Origin of the sequence: Rathayibacter sp. PhB152 (genome assembly GCF_003751395.1) — a bacterium.
GTDB classification, from domain to species: Bacteria; Actinomycetota; Actinomycetes; order Actinomycetales; family Microbacteriaceae; genus Rathayibacter; species Rathayibacter festucae.
Genome location: NZ_RJUT01000003.1, coordinates 103,950 through 121,415, shown reverse-complemented (window position 1 = coordinate 121,415; position 17,466 = coordinate 103,950). Strand labels below are relative to the sequence as shown.

Here is a 17,466-nt window from a genome sequence, read left to right as displayed (position 1 = left end):
GAGATGCCACTTGTGCACGCGACACGCCGCGGAAGGCGTGCACAAGTGGCATCTCGCGGAGGGGAGCAGACGCGCACGTCGTCGGATACACCCGGCAGGCGCGCCATGGCAAGGGGTGCATAGCCCGGCGATGCTCGGGTCTATCGTCGTCTCGCCGCGTCCGGGACCGCGCGCATCAGCAGCGCAGCCGGGGCGACAGGAAGGCGCGAGCCATGTCCACCGACACCGAAGAGCGCGGCCCCGTCCGGAGCCTCGTCCCCGCCCGCATCGACCGGCTGCCGTGGACGCGGTTCCACTGGTCGATCGTCGTCGGCCTCGGCTTCTCCTGGGTGCTGGACGGCCTCGAGATCCAGATCGTCGCGAGTGCCGGCTTCGCGAAGGAGTTCGACCTCTCGGCCGCGCAGGTCGGCGTGCTCGGCACGGTCTACCTGGTCGGCCAGATCGTCGGCGCCCTGATCTTCGGGCGGCTGAGCGACCGGCTCGGCCGGCGGAAGCTCTTCATCCTGACGCTGGTGATCTACCTGGTCGCGAGCGGCCTGGCCGGCCTCGCGCCGAACTACCTCTTCCTCGCCGTCTTCCGCTTCTTCGCGGGGATGGGCATCGGCGGCGAGTACGCGGCGATCAACTCCGCCATCGACGAGCTGATCCCCTCGAAGTACCGCGGCCGCGTCGACATCGCGATCAACGGCACGTACTGGGGCGGAGCGGCGCTCGGCTCCGCGGCGAACCTCTTCTTCCTCAACGACCAGCTCTTCGCCGAGAACGTCGGCTGGCGCCTCGGCTTCTTCCTCGGGCCGATCCTCGGACTCGCGATCATCTACCTCCGCCGGCACATCCCCGAGAGCCCGCGCTGGCTGATGACCCACGGCCGCGAGGAGGAGGCGGAGCGCACCGTCCACGAGATCGAGCGGCGCGTCGAGTCGGAGGGCGGGACGCTCGAGCCGGTCGACGACTCGCAGGCGATCACGGTGAAGGCGACCGAGAGCATCCCGTTCCGCACCATCGCGCGGGTGCTGATCAGGCAGTACCCGAAGCGGACCCTGGTCGGCGCGACCATGATGATCACCCAGTCGTTCCTCTACAACGCGATCTTCTTCACCTACGCGCTGGTGCTGGAGAACTTCTACGGCGTGGAGCAGAACGCCGTCTCGTACTTCTTCTTCCCGTTCGCGATCGGCAACCTCGTCGGGCCACTGGTGCTCGGCCATCTGTTCGACGTCTGGGGCCGGCGGAAGATGATCTTCCTCACCTACGGCGTCTCCGGGGCGGTGCTCGCGCTCTCGGCGCTGCTGTTCAGCATGGACGTGCTGACCGCGACGACCCAGACGATCCTCTGGTGCGTCTCGTTCTTCTTCGCCTCCGCCGGCGCCTCGAGCGCCTACCTCACGGTCAGCGAGATCTTCCCGCTGGAGCTGCGCAGCCAGGCGATCTCGTACTTCTTCACCCTCGGCCAGATCGCCGGCGCCGTCGCGCCCACCCTCTACGGCGTGCTGATCGGCGACGGCAGCGACCGCGGCCCGCTCACCGTCGGCTACTTCGTCGGCGCGGCGGTGATGATCGTCGGCGGCGTCGTCGCCCTGATCTTCGGCGTCGACGCCGAGCGCCGCAGCCTCGAGAGCATCACCGAGCCCCTCTCCACGGTCCGCGACTGACCCGCCCCTCCCTCCCCCCTCCCCTCCCTCCCCTCCCGCGAGATGCCACTTGTGCACGCGACACGCCGTGGAAGGCGTGCACAAGTGGCATCTCGCGGCGGGGAGCGGGGGAGGCGCGTACGCTGAGGGGACACGCCCGGACGCTTCGGCTACCGGGCGCGAGGCCCCTTCTCCGGAAGGGGCCTCAGCTCTTTCCGCCCCACGCAGCGGGGCGACGGAGGACGCCGCGGTCGTCGTGGAGCACATCCGGAAACCGGCTCCGCTCGAGCACACCGCGGCGGATCTTGCGGATGTGCGCAGGCGCCACCGCGAGCAGCGAGGCCGAGGGTCTGTCCGTGGGCGAGATCAGGCCGATCTCCTTGCCCGCCTCGTCGCGCACCACCACGCTCCCCGTCGACTCCCAGTCGCCGAACGTCGGGTGTGCTCAAGCCCCGTCCCCTCCCGCGAGATGCCACTTGTGCACGCGACACGCCGTGGAAAGCGTGCACAAGTGGCATCTCGCGGCGGGGAGGGACGGGCGCGCGGTCAGCCGACGTGGACGCCCGGGCGGCGCTCGCGGCGGGGCTCGGCGCGGCGCAGGACCTCGCGGGTCACGGGGGCGACCTCGCCGGTGCCGGTGATCAGGAAGCGGAACATGTTGGAGAGCGGGCCGCCCTCGGTCCACTCGAAGTAGACGTCCGGGACGACGCCGGTCAGGGCGCGGATCTCGAGCAGCACCGTGGCGATCGTGTTCGGGATGTTGCCGCTGGTCACCGTGAGCACGCGGAAGCCGTGGCAGACGCGCCCCTGCACCACGAGGTCCTCCTCGAAGTCGGACGAGTCGGTGGTGTGCACCTCGAGGAAGAGGACCGGGCCGCGCATCGGCAGGTTGCTGTCGCGCTGCTCCTCGGCCAGCTTGTCGCGGTACTCGCGCTCGGAGCCGTCGTCGGGCTCGTTCGCGAGGACGCGGATCACGCCGTAGTCGTCGGCGTCGGTGCTGAGGAAGTCGAGCGCCTGCGCGTCGAAGGTCACCGAGGTCGCCCGCAGCTGGAACGAGCGCTGCACCCGCGAGATCAGCGACACCACGAGGATCCCGAGGATGAACAGGCTCGCGATCCGGACGCCGTCCGGCCGCTCGACCACGTTCACGACCGTCGTGTAGACGAAGACGAGCGCGATCACCGCGAAGCCGACAGCCCGCTTGCGCTGCTTCTTGCGCTTGGCCGAGAGGAACACGGCGACGGAGGCGGAGGTGATCAGCACCAGCACCCCGGTCGCGTAGGCGCCGCCCTGGGCGTCGACGTCGGCCTGGAAGAGGATCGTGATCAGGAACGCGACGGCCGTGAAGACCAGCACCAGCGGGCGCACCGCCGCGGCCCACTGCGGCGCCATCCCGTAGCGCGGCAGGTAGCGCGGCACGATGTTGAGCAGCCCGGCCATCGCCGAGGCGCCGGCGAACCAGAGGATGCAGATCGTGCTGACGTCGTACGCGGTGCCGAAGGCGTCGCCGAGGTACTCGTGCGCGAGGTAGGCGAGGGCGCGGCCGTTGGCCTGCCCGCCCGGCTGGAACTCGGCCTGCGGGATCAGCAGCGTCGTCACGAAGCTCGAGGTGATCAGGAACGCCGACATCGTCACGGCGGCCGTGATCAGCAGCCGCTTCGCCCCGCGGATCCGCCCGAGCGGGGCCGCGTCGGTGTCGCTCGCGTCGCCGCGGATCTGCGGCATCACCGCCACGCCGGTCTCGAAGCCGGAGAGCCCGAGCGCCAGCTTCGGGAACACGATCAGCGCGATGCCGACCATGATCAGCGGATTGCCGTGCTGCGTCGTCAGGGCCGACCACCAGTTCCCGATCACGACCGGGTTCTCGGCGACGTGCGCGATCGCGACGACGATGACGACCGCGTTGAGCGCGAGGAACACCGCGACCAGCACGAGCGCGATCGAGATCGCCTCCTTGAAGCCGCGGAGGAAGACGATCCCGAGCAGCGCGACCAGCCCCAGCGTCAGCGGCACCTCCGCGCCGTGGAACCAGGCCGGCGCGAACGGGTTCTCGACCGCGTGCGCGGTGGCGTCGGCCGCCGACAGGGTGATGGTGATCATGAAGTCCGTCGCCGCGAAGCCGAGCAGCACCAGCACGAAGAGCTTGCCGCCCCACCAGGGCAGCAGCCGCTCCAGCATCGCGATCGAGCCCTCACCGCGGAAGCTCTCGCGCGCGACGCGGCGGTAGACCGGCAGCGCGCCGAACAGGGTCAGCAGCACCAGGACGATGGTCGCCAGCGGCGAGACCAGGCCGGCCGCGAGCGCCGCGATCGCGGGCTGGTAGCCGAGCGTGGAGAAGTAGTCGACGCCGGTCAGGCACATCACGCGCCACCAGGAGTGCGTCTTCTCGGTGGTGGAGTGGGGCCCGGGGTGCGCGCCGGAGTCGCTCCGCAGCCCCTCGAGCAGCCACGCCTTCACTCCGCCGCGGCGCCCGGAGGAGGGCGCAGAGGAGAGGGGCGAGGGTTCGAGGGCGTCGGCGTCGCCGCGGACGAGAGAGGAGGTCACTGGACGTGTCTACTCGGCGGAGGCGGCTCCGGAGCCGAGAACGCCCGGATCCATACGGTTCCCTAACGGGCAGTTCGCGGGCGGGCGGCCCGACGGAAGCGGGTCACCGCCGCGACGCGTGCACAAATAAGGCTGGAGGCCCGGATCGGCCCGAGAAACGAGCGATCGAGGCCATCCAGCCTTAGTTGTGCACGGGGTGGGAGGACTACTCCTCGACGACGATCGTCGTGATGACCGGGTTGCGGCGGTGACGGCGGGTCAGCCAGCGGCCGAGGGTGCGCGTGATCAGCTTCTCGATCGCGTCGCGGTCGGTGGGCTGGCCGGCGGCCTGCAGCACCGCGTCGTCGATCGCCTTGCTGGCGTTCTCCTTCCAGCTCGGCTCCTCGACGAAGCCGCGGGTGAAGAACTCGACCGGCTCGCCGAGCGTGCCGCGGTCCAGGTCGACGATGGCGAGCACCGTGATGGTGCCCTCCTCGGCGAGGACGCGGCGGTCGATCATCGCGTCCTCGGTCGCGACGCCGATCGTGGTGCCGTCGACGAAGACGAGGTCGGCCGGGATGCGGCCGCTCATCCGCGAGCGCCCCTTGACGAGGTCGATCGAGACGCCGTCCTCGACGACGAACACGTTCTTCTCGTCGATGCCGGTGCGCGTCGCGATCGCGGCGTTCGCCGTGAGGTGGCGCCACTCGCCGTGCACGGGCAGGACCGCGGTCGGGCGGAGGATGTTGTAGCAGTAGGCGAGCTCGCCCGCGCTGGCGTGGCCCGAGACGTGCACCTTGGCGTTGCCCTTGTGCACGACGGTCGCGCCCCAGCGGGTGAAGGCGTTGATGATCCGGTAGATGGCGTTCTCGTTGCCGGGGATCAGCGAGCTGGCGAGCAGCACGGTGTCGCCGGGGCCGATGTCGATGATGTGGTCCTTGTTGGCCATCCGCGAGAGCGCCGCCATCGGCTCGCCCTGCGAACCGGTGCAGATCATCACGATCTGGGTCGCGGGCAGCTTCTCGAGCACCTTCATGTCGACGACGAGGCCGGCCGGGATCTTGAGGTAGCCGAGCTCGGCGGCGATGCCCATGTTGCGGACCATCGAGCGGCCGACGAAGGCGACCTTGCGGCCGTGCTTCTGCGCGGCGTCGAGCACCTGCTGGATGCGGTGCACGTGGCTGGCGAAGCTCGAGACGACGATGCGGCGCGGGGCGGTGCGGAAGACCTGGTCGATTGCGGGGGCGAGGTCGCCCTCGGAGATCGCGAAGCCGGGGACGTCGGCGTTGGTGGAGTCGACCAGGAAGAGGTCGACGCCCTCGTCGCCGAGGCGCGCGAAGCCGGGGAGGTCGGTGGTGCGGCCGTCGAGCGGGAACTGGTCCATCTTGAAGTCGCCCGTGTGCAGCACGAGGCCGGCCTCGGTGCGGATGGCGACCGCGAGGCCGTCGGGGATGGAGTGGTTGACCGCGAGGAACTCGAGGTCGAAGACGCCGGCGTCGATCCGGTCGCCTTCCTTCACCGGGCGGGTGCGCGGGGTGATGCGGTGCTCGGTGAGCTTCGCGGTGATCAGCGCGAGGGTGAAGGTCGACGCGATGATCGGGATGTCGCCGCGCTCCTTGAGGAGGTACGGCACGCCGCCGATGTGATCCTCGTGGCCGTGGGTAAGCACGATCGCCTCGATGTCCTTCAGGCGCGAGCGGATCGCCGCGAAGTCGGGCAGGATCACGTCGATGCCGGGCTGGTTCTCCTCGGGGAAGAGCACGCCGCAGTCGACGATGAGCAGCTTGCCCTTGTGCTCGAAGACGGTCATGTTGCGACCGATCTCGCCCAGGCCGCCGAGCGGGGTGATGCGCATGCCGCCCTTCTCCAGCGGCTTGGGGGCGGGGAGCTCGAGGTGGTGGCGCGCGGGCTTGGCGGTTCTGGCGTTTCGCATGGGTGCTTTCCGGTGGGGGACGTGGCGTCGTGCTGGTGCGCGCGGCCCCCGCTTCGTGCGGAGCGCCTCGGCGCAGGTGGTCTGTGTGGTCGCAGGCGCCGGGTGGTTCCGGTGCTCTGCACGGCCTCGTCCGCGGCCACCCGGGTCGTGCTCCGCGCCGCATCGTGCGGCACCGGGAGCGGTGCGGGTGGGGGCGCGGGTCGCGGTGAGGGGGTGGATCCGGAGTGTTCGGATCGCTGCAGAGACCGCGGCGGCCGCGTCCAGCATGACAGCATCCGCCGGAAGTTGCCCGCACAGCGCCGGATCCGCGCTGAGCCCGGGCACGACGGAGCCCCCTCGCCGTCGCCGGTCGAGGGGGCTCAGCACCCTCCGCGAGATGCCACTTGTGCACGCGACACGCCGTGGAAGGCGTGCACAAGTGGCATCTCGCGGGAGGGAGGCGGGGCGTTAGCGCAGGGAGTCGAGCACGGCCTCCAGCTCGTCGACGGCGGAGTCGATCTCGGCGGCGGTGACGACGAGGGGCGGGGCGAGGCGGATGGTCGAGCCGTGGGTGTCCTTGGCCAGGACGCCGCGGGCCATCAGGGCCTCGCAGACGGCGCGGCCGGAGGCGAGGGCGGGGTCGATGTCGATGCCGGCCCAGAGTCCGGCGCCGCGGACGGCGACCACGCCGCGCCCGATCAGCGCGGTGAGGCGGGCGTGCAGCTGGGCGCCGCGCTCGCGGGCCAGCGCCTGGTACTCGCCGGTGGCGAGCAGCTCGACGACCGCGAGGCCGACGGCGGCGGCGAGCGGGTTGCCGCCGAAGGTCGAGCCGTGCTGGCCGGGCTGGAGCACGCCGAGCACGTCGGCGTTCGCGACGACCGCCGAGACGGGCACGATGCCGCCGCCGAGCGCCTTGCCCAGCAGGTAGACGTCCGGGACGACGTCGACGAGGTCGCAGGCGAAGGTCGCGCCGGTGCGGCCGAGGCCGGACTGGATCTCGTCGGCGATGAAGAGCACGTTGTGCCGCGCGGTGATCTCGCGGACGGCGGGGAGGTAGTCGGCCGGCGGGACGACGATGCCCGCCTCGCCCTGGATCGGCTCGATCAGCACGGCGACGGTGTCCTCGTCGATCGCGGCCTCGAGGGCCGCCGCGTCGCCGAAGGGCACCGTGCGGAAGCCGGGCGTGAACGGCGCGAAGCCGTCGCGCGCCTCCGCGTCGTCGCTGAACGAGATGATCGTGGTGGTGCGGCCGTGGAAGTTGCCGGCCGCGACGATGATGTTCGCGCGGCCCGGCGCGACGCCCTTCACCCGGTAGCCCCAGGCCCGGGCGACCTTGATGCCGGACTCGACCGCCTCCGCGCCCGTGTTCATCGGGAGGACCATGTCCTTGCCGGCGAGCGCGGCGAGCGCCGTCACGAACGGGCCGAGCTTGTCGTTGTGGAAGGCGCGGCTGGTGAGGGTGACCCGGGAGAGCTGCGCGCGCGCGGCGTCCAGCAGCACCGGGTGCGAGTGGCCGAAGTTGACGGCGGAGTACGCGGCGAGGCAGTCGAGGTAGCGGCGCCCCTCGACGTCGGTGATCCAGGCGCCCTCGCCGGTCGCGGCGACGACGGGCAGGGGGTGGTAGTTGTGCGCGGCGTGCGCCTCCTCCGCGGCGATCAGCTCGGCGGAACGGTCGGTCTCGGTGATGCTCATGTCGTGCCTCCTGAGGACGATCGACTCCTCAGAAGTTGTCGTACTCGAGCGCCGAGTACGACGACTTCTGCGGAGTGGGTGAGGGAGAAGGGGAGGGGTCAGCGCCGCAGCTCGAGGGTGCAGCACTTCACGCCGCCGCCGCCGAGCAGAAGCTCGGACAGGTCGACGCCGATCGGGTGGTAGCCGCGCTCGCGCAGCTGGCGCTCGAAGCCGGCCGCGCGCGAGGCGATGACGACGTTGAGGCCGTCGGAGAAGGAGTTGAGCCCGAGGACGGACGCGTCCTCCTCCGAGACGAGGATCGCGTCGGGATAGAGCTCGCGGAGGACGCGGTTGCCCTCCTCGCTGAACGCGCTCGGCAGGTAGGCGATGTTCGTGTCGTCGAGCACGGCGATCGCGGTGTCGAGGTGGTAGAACGAGGGGTTCACCAGCTCGAGGGTGACGACCTCGCGGCCGAAGATCCGGGCGACCTCGGCGTGCGAGTCGGACGCGGAGCGGAAGCCTGTGCCGGCGAGGATGCGCTCGCCGACGAGGAGGAAGTCGCCCTCGCCCTCGTTGACCTCCTCGGGCACGCGCACGTCGAAGCCGGCGCCGCGGAACCAGTCCATGTACGCGGGGCCCTCGGGCTGGCGCTCGGGGTAGGTGAAGGAGGCGCCGTAGGCGATGCCGTCGATCACGAAGCCGCCGTTCGCGGCGTAGACCATGTCGGGCAGGCCGGCCTCGGGCTCGATCAGCTGCACGTCGAAGCCGAGCTCGACGTAGGTGTCGTACAGCGTCTGCCACTGGCGCACGGCGAGGGCGGTGTCGGTGGGGACCTGCGGGTCCATCCAGGGGTTGATGCGGTAGACGACGGTGAAGTGCTCGGGGCGGCACATCAGGACGGTCTTGGCGACGGGGGTGCGGGTCGGGGCGGTGGCGAGCACGGCGGTATCGGTCATTCGAGTCCTCCTGCGAAAGGATGCGGATGAGCGGACCGGGTCCAGTGGCTCCGTCCCCGCGAGGCGGGTGGAGCACGCTCGCAACCAGTCTCGCACGCGCGGATCCTGCGATTTTCGCCAGGAGACGCACGGAATCGCTCACTATCGCGGTCTCGCGCGCAGGATCGCGGCACTGCGGCGAGGACGCCTCCGAAGGGATGGACCGTCCGTCCGTGGCGCCGGCCGTGACGCACGGGGAGGGCGGGAGTCCGGCGACCACTCCCGCGGACGTCGGATCTCTGTGGAAGAGACGCCCGCCCCCTGCTGGTCGAGTAGCCCGCAGGGCCACCCCCTGCTGGTCGAGCAGCCCGCAGGGCCACCCCCTGCTGGTCGAGCAGCCCGCAGGGCCACCCCCTGCTGGTCGAGTAGCCCGCAGGGCGTATCGAGACCCACCACCACCAGGACCTCCGCCGCCATCGCTCCGCCACGCGCCCTGCTCGATCGGCCCGGAGCCGGAGGTTCCCGCTGAGCGCCCTCGGTGCGCGGCCGTTAGCATTCGAGCATCGTGTCCGCCGCGGCCCGCCGCGCTCAACGGAAAGCCTCACCGTGACTCCTCGACGCCGCCGTCCGCCCGTGCACGTCCTGCCGACCCGGTGACCTCGGACACCGCGCCTCGCGCCCTCCTCCTCGGCATCGAGACCGGCGGCACCAAGGTCGTCGCCGCGGTCGCCGCGCGCGAGGACCCCGAGCGGATCCTCGCCACCACGACCCTGCCCACCCGCGGCCCCGCAGAGACCCTCGGCGACCTGGCCGCGTTCGCCCGCGACCACGGCGTCGAGGGGACGGTCGCCGCGATCGGCGTCGCCTCGTTCGGCCCGCTCGACATCGACCCCGCCTCCCCCGGCTACGGCCGGCTCACCTCCACGCCCAAGCTCGGCTGGGAGGGCACCGACGTGCTGTCCCCGCTCGAGGCGGCGGCGCCCGGCGCCCGCTCCGCGCTCGTGACCGACGTCAACGGCGCCGCCCTCGGCGAGGCGCGCTGGGGCGCGGGGCAGGGCGAGCCCGATTTCGTCTACCTGACCGTCGGCACCGGGGTCGGCGGCGGCCTCGTCGCGGGCGGCCGTCTCCTCGCCGGCAGCGGCTGGCCCGAGGTGGCGCACGTGCTGCCCCGCCGGCACCCGGAGGACCGCTTCGAGGGCACCTGCCCGTTCCACGGCGACTGCCTCGAGGGGCTCGTCGCCGGCCCGGCGATCTCGGCGCGCTGGGGTGTGGACGGCTCGAGCCTCGGTGCGGAGGACGCGGCGGCGAACCTGCGCTTCAGCTCCTACTACCTCGCCCAGCTCGTGACGACGCTCGCCTACGTCGCGGGCGTCCGGCTCGCCATCGTCGGCGGCGGCGTCGCCAAGACGCCCGGCCTGCTCGCCGCCACCGAGGCCGAGGTGGAGCGCCTGATGGGCGCCCCCGGTGCGAACGGCACCGGCGCCGCCCACCTCCGCCTGGTCCCCCCGGCCCTCGGCGACGAGGCCGGCGTCCGCGGCGCCCTCTCCCTCGCGGAGTCCCTGCTCTGACGCCCCCTGCTCCGCTCCGCGAGATGCCACTTATGAGCGCGACACGCCGACGGAAGCGCTCACAAGTGGCATCTCGCGGGACGGGAGGGGCTACAGGGCGTCGAGGTCGCGGAGGGCCGCCAGGGCGCGGTCGAGGCGGGCGGACTCGGGCTCGTCCCACCACTTCGGGCCGCGCTCGCCGAGGCCGTGCTTGGCCAGGCCGGTCCGCGTGCGGGCGGCGGCGACCGCGGCGTCGTCGCCGGCCTTCTTCGCCGTGCGCACGCCGGAGCGGCCACGGCCGAGGTGCGACTTCAGCGCCGCGACGACGTCCTCGGGGAGACTCGGGTCGGTCCGGCGCCAGCGGCGGCCGTTGACGACCAGCCAGCGCCCGTCGTCGGTGGGCCCGTCCTCGAGGGGGTCGTCCTCGCTCACGACGCGGCAAGCGCCAAAGCCGCGTAGGCGCGCTCGGGGCCGGTCGTCCCGGTGAGCGCCGCGGACAGCTCGTCCAACCGCTCCCGCGCCGCGCCGTCGAGCGCGAGCATCCGCCGCGCCGCGTCCGCCAGCTCGGGCACCCCGGCCGCGTTCGGATCGAGCACCTCCGCGACCCCCGCGTCCTCCAGCGCCGCGGCCCCCGCGAACTGGTCCGTCGAGAACGGCAGCACGACCAGCGGCACCCCGGCCGTCATCGACTCCGTCACGCTGTTGTTGCCGCCGTGCGTGACCGCCAGCGCGGCCCGGCCGAGCAGCGTCACCTGCGGCAGGAAGCCGCGGACCAACCAGCCGGCGGGCACGTCGCCCAGGGCCGACGGATCGGTCGCGCCCGAGGCGAGCGCGACGCGCACCGGCCGCCCGTCGACGGAGACGCCGGCCAGCGCCGCCACCACCCGCGCGAGCACGTCGTCGCGCACCGAGAGGAAGCTGCCGAAGCTCACGTAGACGACCGGGTCGTCCGAGGCGGCGAGCCACTCCTCCACCTCGGCGTCGCGCGGCTCGCCGCGGACGGCCGAGCCGAGGAAGGCGTGCGGCGGCAGCTGCGCCGTCCGCGCCGCGTCGTGCAGCTCTCCGGGGTAGTTCAGCAGCAGCACGTCGCCGCTCTCCGCGAAGGCGTCGAGGCTGAGCGGCGCGGCCGGGTCGAGCGCGGTCAGCGCGGCGTTCCACTCCGCCGTGAAGGAGTCGCGGACCCGCTCGCAGAGCGTGCGCAGCCGCGCGAGATCCTCGGCCGGCGGCTCGAAGGCGTCGGGCCAGACCGGCGGGAAGCCGTAGACCTCGCCGGGCACCGTCAGCGCGCTCGGGTGCCCGAGCACCACGTCGCCGTAGGGCACGCCGAGCGCCCGCAGCGCGACCCGCGCGGTGAAGGCGAGGTGGTCGACGACGATCGCGTCGGGCCGGACCTCGTCGAGGATCTCGCGCAGCCGCGCGGCGACGCCCGCCGGGTCCCAGAGCAGGTCGGTCAGCCGCTCGCCGGCCTGGTACTCGAGCGTCGGCACCATCCCGCGGCGGGTCGCGTCGAAGAAGCCGCGGAGCGAGTCGCCCTCGTCGGGCGCCTGCTCCTCCGCCCGGATCGTGCCCGGGTTGGAGCCGCGCCCGAGCCGGAGCGGGACGTGCTCGAAGCCGAAGCCGTCGACGATCGAGCGCGTCGCGTCGCCGGTCGCGACCACGACGCGCTCCCCGGCCGCGCGCCAGGCGGTGCCGAGGGTCGCCAGCGGCAGCAGGTGCGAGGCGTAGTCGGGGCTGACGATCAGCAGGGTCACGAGGCGCCCAGCACGAGGTCCGAGCCGAGCGGGCGCTCCTGCTCCGCGGTCGCCCGCGCGTAGACGGCGGAGAGCGCGTGCGCCATCGCCTCGATCGTGTAGCGCTCGCGCACCATGGCGCGGCCGCGCTCGGCGGAGTACTCGGCGAGCGGACCGGCGGCGAGGTCGAGCGCGAGGCAGGCGGCGACGGCGAGCGCCTCCTGGTCGGAGGTGTCGATCAGGAAGCCGGTCACGCCCTCCTCCACGTAGGTCGCCGGGCCGCCCGTGGCCGGTGCGACCACCGGCAGCCCCGCGGCGAGCGCCTCGAGCAGCGCGATGCCGAACTCCTCCTTGACGCTCGCGCAGACGTAGGCGCCGCCGGCCGCGGCGAGCCCGGGGCGGCCGTGACGCACGGCGCCCAGCCAGCGCGCGACGGTCCCGTTGGGGCGGTGCCCGGCGAGCAGCAGACCGCCCGCGGAGCCGGGCCGGGCGGTGACGGCGCGGATCCGGTCGAGCTGCTCCGTCTCGTCGGGGGTCGGCGCGTCGAGGTCGCCGCCGACGAGGAGGAGGTTCGCGCGGTCGCGCAGCGGCGAGCCGGCCCAGGCCTCGGCCAGCGTCGCCATCCCCTTCACCCGGTGCAGCCGCCCGACGCTGAGCAGCAGCGGCAGCCCGCGGCGCTCGGCCGGCAGCTCGGCGAGGAGCGCGTCGAGGGCGGAGAGGTCGTCGCCGGCGTCGAGGGCGACCGGCTCACCGGCCGCGGCGGCGCGCGCCGCCTCCTCGCCGCGCTCGACCAGGCGCACGTCGATCCCCTCGGGGACGATCGTGTGCCGCTCGGGGTGCGCGGTGATGTCGATGCCGAGCATGTCACGCATCGTCTCGGCGAGCTCGGCGCGCGGGAAGAGCACGGTGTGCGCGGCGTCGGCGGCGAGCCGCTGCACCAGGCGCACCCGGAACCAGAAGTGCTCGACGGCGTCGCGGTCGCCGAAGTCGGCGCGCGAGAGGGTGCCCGCCTCGTCGAGCCCGGCGATCAGCGCGTGCGGGTCGGGTGCGACGGTGAAGACGACGGGGATCTCCAGCTCGCGCGCGACGGCGGCCGCGGCGAGCGAGCCGACGTCGGCCATCCGCAGGTGCACGACGTCGACGCGGCCGGCCGCGCGGAGGTACCGGCGGATCCCGCGCTCGGCGGCGATGCGCCGCGGCCAGGCGAGCGGCATCGGCACGGCGGCGCCCACGAACGGCACGGGAGCGAAGCCGTGGCCCGCGGCGGGCAGCTCGGCGAGCGCGCGCTCGGCCTCGGCCGGGGTGCCGCGGGAGAGGGTGAGGACGCGCTCGATGCCGTCCTCCTCCGTCAGCGCGTCGCCGAGGCGGACGAGGAGGGTGGCGATGCCGCCGTTGTCGCCCGCGCCGACGCGGGTGAGCGTGCCGTCGATGTCGGCGTGCACGAAGAGCTGCGCGACGGTGGGGCCGGCGTCGGCGACAGGAGCGATGGCGCGGTCGGCGAGGGCTACGCGCGCCACGGGGCCGAGCGGCTCGGGCATCTCGCCGAGGCGGGCGAGCATCAGCGCGGCGTCGTCGGAGGGCCGCTCGCCGAGCGCGTCGGCGGCTGCGGCGCGCGCCTCGAACACCTCGCCCTCGTCGGCGGCGGTGTGCAGGAGGGTCCGCTCGGCGATCGCGCCGGGGACCAGGCCGATCGTCTCGACGTAGCGCGCGCGGACGTCGCGGTCGCGCTCGCCGATCAGCGCGCCCTCGAGCGCGAGCGCGACGAGGTCGGGGGTGGAGGACGCCCAGAGCAGCAGGGTGCGCTGCGCGAGCATGCCGGCGAAGCCGCCGTCGCGGACCATGCGCAGCAGCGGGCCGACCGCGGCCGGCCGGGGCAGGCGTCCGCCGAACGCCCAGGCGGCGTGCTCGCGGATGAAGGCGCGCTCGTCGGCGAGCAGCCGCAGCAGCGCGAGGTCGGCCTCCTCGTCGAAGACCTGCGCGAGCGAGTGCACCGCGGCGATGGCGGTGAGCTGGTCGCTCGGGTCGAGGGCCGCGCGGGTGAGCAGCCGCACCGCGCGTCCGCCCCCGTCGCTCACGGCGGCGATCGTCAGGGCGTCGGCCGCCCGGATCGCCTCGAGGAGGGTGGGCGCTGCGCGCACGGCGTCGAGAACGGTCTGCGTGGCCACGGATCACCTGGTCTGGTCGGAGCGGAGGAGGGCGCGCCTCGGAGACGGCCCCCACGAGCATGCCGCTCCCCACGCTGGGAAATCACTACTTGCGCCGGAACTCCCCCCGCGCTAGCTCCTCCTGTCAAGGGGGTACCACCCGCGACTTCGCCTTCCGCGAGATGCCACTTGTGTACGCGACACGCCGTGAAAAGCGTGCACAAGTGGCATCTCGCGGCGGGGATCAGGGCGCCAGCCAGTCCAGGAGTCGCGGGAGCGGCCACGTCGTGACGATGCGGGCGGGTGGGACACCGAGGCGCTCGGCGCGCTCGGCGCCGTAGTCGAGGAGGCCGAGCTGGCCGGGGGCGTGCGCATCGCTGTCGATGGAGAAGAGGCAGCCGGCCTCGAGGGCCAGGGCGATCAGCTCGTCCGGCGGGTCCTCCCGCTCGGGGCGGGCGTTGATCTCGACCGCGGTCCCGTGCTCGGCGCAGGCCCGGAAGACGGCGCCGGCGTCGAAGGTCGACGGCGGCCGGGTGCCGCGCTCCCCCGTGACGAGCCGCCCGGTGACGTGCCCGAGCACCCGGGTCCGCGGATGCGCGGCCGCCGCGACCAGGCGCGCCGTCATCTCGCGGCTCGGCATCCGCAGCTTCGAGTGCGCGCTCGCGACCACGACGTCGAGCCGCGCGAGCATCTCCTCCGACTGGTCGAGCGCGCCGTCCTCCAGCACGTCGACCTCGATCCCGCTGAGCAGCCGCAGCGATCCGGTGTCGAGACCGGCCAGGTGCTCCAGCTGCTCGGCGAGCCGCTCGGCGCTCAGCCCGTGGGCGACCCGCAGCCGCGGCGAGTGGTCGGTCAGCGCGAGGTACTCGTGGCCGAGCGCGCGGGCCGCGTCGGCCATCGCTGCGATCGGCATCGCTCCGTCGGACCACTCGCTGTGGCTGTGCAGGTCGCCGCGGAGGAGGCTCCGCAGCGCGCTCTCGGGCAGGGACGCGGTGCCGCGAAGCTCGGCGAGGTAGTCCGGCACCCGCCCCTCGAGCGCCTGGCTGATGACGGTGAAGGTCGTGTCGCCGATCCCCGGCGCCGCGCGGACCAGCGCGAGGTCGGTCCGCTCCCCCTCGGCCATGCCCTCGAGCACGGCGAGTGCCTTCCGGAACGCCTTGGCGCGGTACTTCGACGCCCGCTCCTGCTCGAGCAGGGCGGCGATCTCCTGCAGTGCCGCGAGCGGATCCATGCTCCCGGTCTAGCAGACGCCCGTCGTCCCCTGGGTGATCGCCGAGCGCTCTTGCCCACGGCGCCAGACGCGATATATCGTGACTTCCATCGACTCGCGCTATATCGCGAGTCGTCCCGACATCACCAGCAGCAGGATCGCCCCACGAGGGCGCAGAAGGAGGAGCACCATGTCTCTCGAGAAATGGCTCGTGCAGGCGGGCGAGACGAAGGTCATCGACCTCGACGTCGTCCGCGCGATCAAGATCGCCCTGGTCGGCGGTCAGATCGACGTCATCGGGCACGACGAGCCCACCGCCCGCGTCGAGGTGCACAGTGTCTCCGGCCGTCCGCTCAAGGTCTCGATGGACGGCGACCGCCTCGAGGTCGACCACATCCAGCTCCGCTGGGACACCGTCGTCGACGTCGCCAAGGGCCTCGGCCGCAAGGGCGACCGCGCCGACATCAGCCTGCTCGTCCCCCGCGGCGTCGCGCTCAAGTTCGACACCGTCTCGGCCGACGGCCTCGTCTCGGGCCTGCACTCGGACGCCCGCGTCTCCACGGTCGGCGGCGACATCGTCATCGACGGCCTGCGCGGCGACATCGAGGCGAACACCGTCCACGGCGAGCTCTCCGTCCGCAACCACACCGGCCGCGTCACCGCGCACACCGTCTCCGGCGACGTCACCACCGCCGGCGCGCTCACCCGCTTCTCCGTCGACGGCGTCTCGGGCAGCGTCTTCGTCGACGCCGAGGACGCACCGGACGAGATCCAGTGCAACACCGTCAGCGGCGACCTCACCATCCGCATCGACGAGGGCCTCGGCGCCCGCTACCGGATCAACACCGCCACCGGCACGCTCCAGCTCGACGGCGAGGTCGTCAAGGGCACGTTCGGCCGCGGCTACACCGCGACCACCGGCTCGCTCGACTCCAAGTGGGTCGACGTCACCGCCAACTCGGTGACCGGCGCCGTCACCGTCGTCCGCCGCTCGCCCGCCGCTCCCGCCGAACAGCGCCTGACCGACGCGAGCGCGCTGTGAGCCCCGTCTTCGCGCACGGCCGCCTGCGCCTCTACCTGCTCAACCTCCTCGCGGAGTCGCCCAAGCACGGTTACGAGCTGATCCAGGCGCTCAGCGAGCGCTTCGGCGGCACCTACGCCCCGAGCGCCGGCACGGTCTACCCGCGCCTCGCGAAGCTCGAGGAGGAGGGCCTGGTCACCAAGGAGGCCGACGGCCGCAAGACCGTCTACTCCATCACCGACGCCGGCCGCGACGAGCTGGCGAACCGCGCGACCGACCTCGGCGACATCGAGGAGGAGCTGACCGACTCCGTCCGCCGCCTGGCCGACGAGGTGCGCCTCGGCGTCGCGGAGGCGATGAAGAGCCTGCGCGCGGATCTGGCGAGCGCCGCTCGCGACTCGCGACCGTCCCGCGGCGGTCCGGAGCACTCGGCCGAGACGCCCGCCCCGGCGGAGTCGACGCAGGAGTCGTCGGAGTCGACGTCGGGCCAGCGCCCGCAGGACGCCCCGTCCGCGGAGACCCCGGCCGCCGACACCGCCGCGGTCGACGCGCGCACCGCCTCCCGGCTCGCCCTGCGCGACGCCGAGGTGTTGCTCACCGAGTTCCGCGACGAGCTGCGCGCCGAGCTGCGCACGGCCGCCGCGCACGGCTCCGTGACCGCGGCGAGCACGGACGCCCTGCGCAGCGCGCTCGACCAGGCGCGCGCGGCGGTCCGCTCCACGCTGAGCTGACGCCCGCCGCACCACCGCACCACCGCTGACGGCGGGGGTCCCCTCGGGGGTCCCCGCCGTTCGGCTATCCGCCGCTGCCGCCGCGGTGCACGACGAAGGACTCGTGGCCCCGGCCCGGTCCCACCGAATCGGCCGGTTCCTCCGTGCCGGAGCGGTTTCCACGTGCCGGAGACGCGCCGACCGACCGGTGCCGGAGGTTCGGCTCGCGCGATCGGCTCGGGCTCGTGGAATCAGCCGGTTCCGGCGCGCCGTACTGGTTCTCGCATGCCGGAGGTGGCCGTGGTGAGACTTCGGCTCGCGGATCCGGCTCGGGCTCGCGGAATCGGGTGGTTCCGTCGTGCCCAAGCGGTTCTCGCGTGCCGGAGGAGGCCGGTGGCGGATGTTCGGCCCCCAGTTCCGGCCCGGGCACGC

The 17,466-nt window shown here is 73.2% G+C and carries 13 protein-coding genes; 4 read left to right on the top strand and 9 right to left on the bottom strand.

All coding sequences use genetic code 11. The features are described from left to right. Positions 1-212 precede the first annotated feature (212 nt). Positions 213-1,652 (top strand): MFS transporter, encoded by a 1,440-nt coding sequence (locus tag EDF36_RS07495; RefSeq protein WP_123732523.1) that lies wholly within the window; start codon positions 213-215, stop codon positions 1,650-1,652. A 184-nt stretch (positions 1,653-1,836) separates the two neighbouring features. On the opposite strand, the gene EDF36_RS07490 is transcribed toward EDF36_RS07495, so the two are convergent. The 5 genes from EDF36_RS07490 to ddaH all read right to left on the bottom strand — a co-directional run bounded on the left by EDF36_RS07490 (position 1,837) and on the right by ddaH (position 8,693). Beyond that, positions 1,837-2,034: a hypothetical protein gene (locus EDF36_RS07490; protein WP_123732522.1), complete on the bottom strand. Its 198-nt coding sequence runs from the start codon at positions 2,032-2,034 to the stop codon at positions 1,837-1,839. 143 nt (positions 2,035-2,177) lie between these two features. Continuing rightward, positions 2,178-3,992: an amino acid transporter gene (locus tag EDF36_RS07485; RefSeq protein WP_260300656.1), complete on the bottom strand. Its 1,815-nt coding sequence runs from the start codon at positions 3,990-3,992 to the stop codon at positions 2,178-2,180. A gap of 388 nt (positions 3,993-4,380) precedes the next feature. After that, complete coding sequence (locus EDF36_RS07480; protein ID WP_207901707.1) at positions 4,381-6,009, bottom strand: ribonuclease J; 1,629 nt, start codon at positions 6,007-6,009, stop codon at positions 4,381-4,383. A gap of 525 nt (positions 6,010-6,534) precedes the next feature. Beyond that, positions 6,535-7,758, bottom strand: a complete 1,224-nt coding sequence (gene rocD / locus EDF36_RS07475) for an ornithine--oxo-acid transaminase (protein ID WP_123732521.1) — start codon at positions 7,756-7,758, stop codon at positions 6,535-6,537. A gap of 98 nt (positions 7,759-7,856) precedes the next feature. Continuing rightward, on the bottom strand, positions 7,857-8,693 hold the full coding sequence (gene ddaH, locus EDF36_RS07470; RefSeq protein ID WP_123732520.1) for a dimethylargininase: 837 nt from the start codon (positions 8,691-8,693) through the stop codon (positions 7,857-7,859). A 632-nt stretch (positions 8,694-9,325) separates the two neighbouring features. On the opposite strand from ddaH, the gene EDF36_RS21180 reads away from it, so the two are divergent. Next, positions 9,326-10,240, top strand: a complete 915-nt coding sequence (locus tag EDF36_RS21180) for an ROK family protein (RefSeq protein ID WP_185020404.1) — start codon at positions 9,326-9,328, stop codon at positions 10,238-10,240. Positions 10,241-10,330: 90 nt separating this feature from the next. Here EDF36_RS21180 and EDF36_RS07460 read toward each other — a convergent pair whose 3' ends face one another. The 4 genes from EDF36_RS07460 to EDF36_RS07445 form a co-directional block, all read right to left on the bottom strand. Then, positions 10,331-10,651: a biopolymer transporter Tol gene (locus EDF36_RS07460; RefSeq protein WP_123732518.1), complete on the bottom strand. Its 321-nt coding sequence runs from the start codon at positions 10,649-10,651 to the stop codon at positions 10,331-10,333. Continuing rightward, positions 10,648-11,970 carry a glycosyltransferase gene (locus EDF36_RS07455; RefSeq protein ID WP_123732517.1) on the bottom strand — a complete coding sequence of 441 codons (1,323 nt, stop codon included), beginning with the start codon at positions 11,968-11,970 and terminating at the stop codon, positions 10,648-10,650. The genes EDF36_RS07460 and EDF36_RS07455 overlap by 4 nt, the downstream gene beginning before the upstream one ends. After that, the gene (locus EDF36_RS07450; protein ID WP_123732516.1) at positions 11,967-14,114 is read right to left on the bottom strand and encodes a glycosyltransferase; all 2,148 of its coding nucleotides are present in this window, start codon (positions 14,112-14,114) and stop codon (positions 11,967-11,969) included. The genes EDF36_RS07455 and EDF36_RS07450 overlap by 4 nt, the downstream gene beginning before the upstream one ends. A 223-nt stretch (positions 14,115-14,337) precedes the next feature. Then, positions 14,338-15,324 carry a PHP domain-containing protein gene (locus tag EDF36_RS07445; protein WP_123732515.1) on the bottom strand — a complete coding sequence of 329 codons (987 nt, stop codon included), beginning with the start codon at positions 15,322-15,324 and terminating at the stop codon, positions 14,338-14,340. Between the two features lie 169 nt (positions 15,325-15,493). Between EDF36_RS07445 and EDF36_RS07440 the strand changes: the two genes are divergently transcribed. Both EDF36_RS07440 and EDF36_RS07435 read left to right on the top strand, forming a co-directional pair. Continuing rightward, positions 15,494-16,345, top strand: coding sequence for a DUF4097 family beta strand repeat-containing protein (locus tag EDF36_RS07440; RefSeq protein ID WP_123732514.1), 852 nt, complete (start codon positions 15,494-15,496; stop codon positions 16,343-16,345). Then, positions 16,342-17,055, top strand: a complete 714-nt coding sequence (locus EDF36_RS07435; RefSeq protein ID WP_123732513.1) for a PadR family transcriptional regulator — start codon at positions 16,342-16,344, stop codon at positions 17,053-17,055. The genes EDF36_RS07440 and EDF36_RS07435 overlap by 4 nt, the downstream gene beginning before the upstream one ends. Positions 17,056-17,466: the final 411 nt, after the last annotated feature.